At 37.5% G+C, this 4,935-nt stretch carries 6 protein-coding genes; all 6 read right to left on the reverse strand.

Annotated features, from left to right (window positions below; genetic code table 11):
• Positions 1-25 precede the first annotated feature (25 nt).
• Positions 26-1,057: a phosphate acetyltransferase gene (gene pta, locus HMPREF1040_RS04810; RefSeq protein WP_007392810.1), complete on the reverse strand. Its 1,032-nt coding sequence runs from the start codon at positions 1,055-1,057 to the stop codon at positions 26-28.
• Positions 1,058-1,264: 207 nt separating this feature from the next.
• Positions 1,265-1,804 (reverse strand): 2-oxoacid:acceptor oxidoreductase family protein, encoded by a 540-nt coding sequence (locus HMPREF1040_RS04815; protein WP_007392812.1) that lies wholly within the window; start codon positions 1,802-1,804, stop codon positions 1,265-1,267.
• A gap of 1 nt (position 1,805) precedes the next feature.
• Entirely contained in the window at positions 1,806-2,549 is a 744-nt protein-coding gene (locus tag HMPREF1040_RS04820; protein ID WP_007392813.1) for a thiamine pyrophosphate-dependent enzyme, read from the reverse strand.
• Between the two features lies 1 nt (position 2,550).
• On the reverse strand, positions 2,551-3,618 hold the full coding sequence (locus HMPREF1040_RS04825) for a 3-methyl-2-oxobutanoate dehydrogenase subunit VorB (protein ID WP_007392809.1): 1,068 nt from the start codon (positions 3,616-3,618) through the stop codon (positions 2,551-2,553).
• Positions 3,619-3,632: 14 nt separating this feature from the next.
• On the reverse strand, positions 3,633-3,842 hold the full coding sequence (locus HMPREF1040_RS04830) for a 4Fe-4S dicluster domain-containing protein (protein ID WP_007392811.1): 210 nt from the start codon (positions 3,840-3,842) through the stop codon (positions 3,633-3,635).
• Positions 3,843-3,872: 30 nt separating this feature from the next.
• On the reverse strand, positions 3,873-4,550 hold the full coding sequence (locus HMPREF1040_RS04835) for a tyrosine-protein kinase family protein (RefSeq protein ID WP_007392808.1): 678 nt from the start codon (positions 4,548-4,550) through the stop codon (positions 3,873-3,875).
• Positions 4,551-4,935: the final 385 nt, after the last annotated feature.

Here is a 4,935-nt window from a genome sequence, read left to right on the forward strand (position 1 = left end):
GTTGCCAGAAAGCTTTTTTATTTTATTAGTTTCCTTCTTCTTCTTTATAACGATCATTCGTAATTGCATCCGAGCAGCATACAGCAACAACATCAGCTACATCTTCGGAAGAGCATCCACGAGAAAGATCTAAAACAGGTTTAGCTAATCCCTGAACCAATGGTCCTAAAGCCGTTGCATTAGCAAACCGCTGTACCATTTTATACCCAATGTTAGCAGCATCCAGTGTTGGGAAGATGAGAACATTCGCATGTCCTGCTACTTTAGAACCAGGTGCTTTGTGTTCTCCTACATCTGGAACTAATGCTGCATCAGCTTGCAATTCACCATCAAAATCAAAATCTACATTACGCTGTTTCAAAATTTCCACGGCTTCACGAACTGTATCCACCGTTCCACCTGAACCTGAGCCTTTCGTAGAATATGAAAGTAAGGCTACTTTTGGATTTAACATTTGTACGGTACGGCGTGCACGTTGTACGCAAATGCAAGCAATATCGGCTAACTGTTCAGCTGTTGGATTTGGAATAACACCACAATCACCTAATACAAGAATACCATTATCACCATATTGTGGTGTATTCGTCAACAAAATAAAAGCCGAAGATACGGTTTTATTACCAGGACGAGGACCAATAACCTGCAAGCCTGCACGAATAACATCAGCAGATGTAGTTGCTGCCCCAGATACAACACCATCTGCATCGCCCAATGCAACTAAGCCAGCAGCAAAAAAGGTGTAATTATTTACCATAATTTCCCGAGCTTGTTCCGTTGTCATGCCCTTTGATTTACGGCGTTCTGCAAAATATTCACACAATTCATCCATACGATAATACGTTTCCGGATCAATAACTTCCACACCAGTTAAATCAATCTGAAATTTAGAAGCATCTTTTTTAATTTTGTCTAATTTCCCAATTAAAACAATTTTAGCAAAGCCATCAGCCAACACACGTTCTGCCGCTTTTAATACACGACGACTATTGGTTTCTGGTAAAACAATCTTTTTTTGAGCCTTTGCTACACGGGCTTTTAAATCTTCAGTAAATCTCATTTTTTTATCACTCCTTAGATCGGATTATACTAAAAAAGAATTTTAATATATCTTAAATCTCTATACATTATAATACAAACATTACTCAAATAAAAGCTATATTCTATCTAATTATTTTTCATGATAAGCATACCTTAATATTATAGTCACCTTTGTTTTAACAAAAAAAAGGAACGCATATTCCATACGTTCCTTTTTTTCTATTTTTTATGATTCTACACAAGCCAATCCTCGTTTTAACGCTTCCATATTTAATCCTATTAATTTTGCCTTTGGTCCTTTAAACATGTCATGAATCATATTTTCAATCGTTTGTACTTCTAATACCTTCGTTGCACCTACATAAGCACCTAACATAACCATATTACTAACTTTGGAATTTCCCAATTCTCTTGCAATATCATCACAAGGTACATAATACACTTTCACGTCTGTACGTTCTACTTTATCTGGTACAATACTACTATTAATAAATATAGAGCCTTCAGATTTAACCTGTGGACCAAATTTAGCTAATGCAGCCCGATTCATAACCACTATTTCTGATGGATTTTCTACCAACGGCGATCCAATTCGTTCGTCACTGATAATAACCGTACAATTGGCTGTCCCTCCACGCATTTCCGGTCCGTATGAGGGAACCCAAGACACTTGTAAATCTTCTTCTAAACCTGCTTCAACGAGATTTTTACCAATCGACATTACGCCTTGGCCACCAAATCCAGAAAGGATGACTTCATGTTTCATATTATTGCACCTCCACATCTTTTATCACGCCAAGCGGATAATAAGGTACCATATTATCTTTTAACCATTGATTCGACTCTTGAATATCCATTCCCCAGTTAGTTGGACAAGAGCAAAGTACTTCAATAAAAGTAAATCCTTCATTATTCATTTGCCGTTTGAAAGCTTTTTGTATCGCTTTTTTCGCTTTCATTAAATTAGGAATATCCGTTACGCAAACACGTTCTGCATACACCAATCCATCTAACGTAGCAAGCATTTCAGAAACTCGCATCGGCTTTCCCGCTTGTTTTTCAGTACGTCCTGAAGGAGCTGTCGTTGCACGCTGTCCTAACAAGGTAGTAGGTGCCATCTGTCCACCAGTCATCCCATAAATCGCATTATTAATGAAAATAGTCGTAAATTTTTCACCACGCATCGCTGCATGTACAATTTCAGCAGCACCGATAGAAGCCAAATCGCCATCACCTTGATAGGTAAAAACAGGTACATTCGGATGTGTTCTCTTAACTGCTGTTGCCACAGCAGGAGCCCGTCCATGTGCGGCTTCAATCATGTCACAAGCAAAATAATTTCCCGCAAATACGGAGCATCCTACGGGACAAACCCCAATAGCTGTTTCAATCGCATTCATTTCTTCCAATGTTTCTGCCACTAATTTATGAACAATCCCATGACTACATCCTGGGCAATAATGCATTTCTGTATCTTGTAATCCTTTTGATTTTGCATAAATCGTTTTCATCTTATTTCACCTCCTGAACAATTCGTTCTACCGCTTGGGCAATTTCCGAAACAGTAGGAATAACACCGCCATAACGACCATAAAAATGAACTGGCTTTTGTTCTCCTACGGCAATTTTCACGTCATCTAACATTTGGCCCGTACTCATTTCTACAACTAAAACTTGTTTTACCGAATCATTTGAAACGGCATCTCTAATTTGTTTATACGGGAATGGCCATAATGTAATTGGACGAATAACGCCAGCTTTGATACCTTTTGCACGTAGTTGTTCTGCTGCGGTAATAGAAATACGAGCAGGTGTCCCATAAGCAACAATCACAACTTCCGCATCTTCTAACTGAATTTCTTCCCAACGCAATTCATTTTCTTCAATTTTTTTATAAATATCTAACATTTTTTGGTTATGATTTTCACAATCTTGGGCATCAATTAACAAAGAGCTTAAGAAATTGTTATGATCCCGTTTTCCTCTACCGCTAGCAGCCCAGTCTTTTGGAGGTAATTCTCTTTTTTTCGGTTCCTTCCAAATGATGGGTTCCATCATTTGGCCGATAAGCCCATCTGCCAAAATCATAACAGGAATTCTATATTGATCTGCAATATCAAATGCATCTTGTACTAAATCAACCGTTTCCTGTAAGTTTGAAGGCGCTAAAACGGGTGTCCGATAATCGCCATTACCACCGCCACGCGTAGCTTGAAAATAATCCGCTTGCGAAGGCTGAATAGATCCCAACCCAGGGCCTCCACGCATAACATTTACAATAACAGCGGGAAGCATCGCACCTGCCATATAGCTAATACCTTCTTGCTTTAAACTAATTCCCGGTGAAGATGAAGAAGTCATGCAACGAACACCAGTTGCCGCAGCCCCATATACCATATTAATAGCAGCGACTTCTGATTCCGCCTGCACAAATACGCCTCCCGATTCTTCCATTCTAAAAGACATATATTCAGGAATTTCATTTTGCGGTGTTATGGGATAGCCAAAAAAACCTTTACAGCCAGCTCTAATCGCTGCTTCTGCAATTGCTTCACTACCCTTCCAAATTTCTCTTTTCATAAATGATACCTCCCTTAATCTTTAGCAATCGTAATAATCGAATCTGGACAAATTTTTGCACAGCTCGCACAACCAATACAACTTTCTACATCTGTACATGATGCTGGCCGATATCCTTTGATATTCGTTCCTTCTTCTAACGCTAATATTTTTTTAGGACATACCGTAATACACAATCCACACCCTTTACACCTTTCTTGGTGAAACGTTAAATACATTGCCATAGCCAAACTGCTCCTTTCTATTGAAAGATTTTATTCCCATGGTTTTTTCATATATATATCCATCGGAAAGACTGGATTTACAAAATCGGTAACCGCTTCTGCCAAATTGCGTGAAACTGCATGACATACAATCGGTATATCCGTTAATGCCGAAACTTTTTCAGCCATCTCTGCGCCATTTCGAATATCATCAATTTCAGTTAATTGACAACAATGCGTATTATGCACAATACCATTAATTTTTAATCCTGCCGCTTTTTCAATTTCTCGAATATAATATACGGCTTTTTCTGGCGTATCAGATAATGGGCGATTCGCATTTACTACACAAAGAACCCTGGCATGACACCGTTTTAAATCATGACGATAACGTGCTAATACACGTGCCCCTGCAGGATTTCCGCCAATATCCATCACGCCATACCATTCAGGTTGAGCAAAGAAAGAAAATATATCAGGCGGCAAAGCAGGTAAGTCTGCATCCATGTGTTGTTGCGAACTAGTAATTACCCGGCCTCCGCGTGCCTCCAATAATTCATGACATTCACGAGAACGAAAATATGGATCAACAATATCTAAATCAGCCAAAGCAAATCGATGCCCCCTATCGGCTAAAGAAAATGCCAAGTTCAACGATACTTCTGTTTTTCCACTCCCAAAATGTCCTACAATAATATTTAATCGTGCTGCATCTATCCAATCTTGCATAATGATCCCCCCTACCCCCATCTCAATTTAAGCATATTTTATCATTTATTTGCTTTAATATTCACAATCTATTATGTTATGTTATATTCATTATGTTCTTTTGTCATCTTAATTATAATGAAAAAATCGTCAATTATCAATATATTTTCTTTATATATTCGTAATTAATGTGTTTCATAGGGAGTCTTTACTAAAGGTAATAATTTACTACCCCTGTCTTATTTTAATATATGCATATCCTATATTCTTATTTGAAAAATTTATAAATTTACAACTTATTCATTTTATATAATATTTAAATTATCGAAAAAAAACTTTAAATGACTTAATTTATCATTATTTATATATATCGATAAAAAGCATAAAAAAATCCCTTATCTCATAT

Source organism: Megasphaera sp. UPII 135-E (assembly GCF_000221545.1).
Lineage (GTDB): Bacteria > Bacillota > Negativicutes > Veillonellales > Megasphaeraceae > Megasphaera > Megasphaera hutchinsoni.

Excerpts from the sequence above, each read along its gene's own strand:
- HMPREF1040_RS04835 (WP_007392808.1), bottom strand. The coding sequence starts at position 4,550 with ATGCAAGATTGGATAGATGCAGCACGATTAAATATTATTGTAGGACAT.
- pta (WP_007392810.1), bottom strand. The coding sequence starts at position 1,057 with ATGAGATTTACTGAAGATTTAAAAGCCCGTGTAGCAAAGGCTCAAAAA.
- HMPREF1040_RS04820 (WP_007392813.1), bottom strand. The coding sequence starts at position 2,549 with ATGAAAACGATTTATGCAAAATCAAAAGGATTACAAGATACAGAAATG.
- HMPREF1040_RS04815 (WP_007392812.1), bottom strand. The coding sequence starts at position 1,804 with ATGAAACATGAAGTCATCCTTTCTGGATTTGGTGGCCAAGGCGTAATG.
- HMPREF1040_RS04830 (WP_007392811.1), bottom strand. The coding sequence starts at position 3,842 with ATGGCAATGTATTTAACGTTTCACCAAGAAAGGTGTAAAGGGTGTGGA.
- HMPREF1040_RS04825 (WP_007392809.1), bottom strand. The coding sequence starts at position 3,618 with ATGAAAAGAGAAATTTGGAAGGGTAGTGAAGCAATTGCAGAAGCAGCG.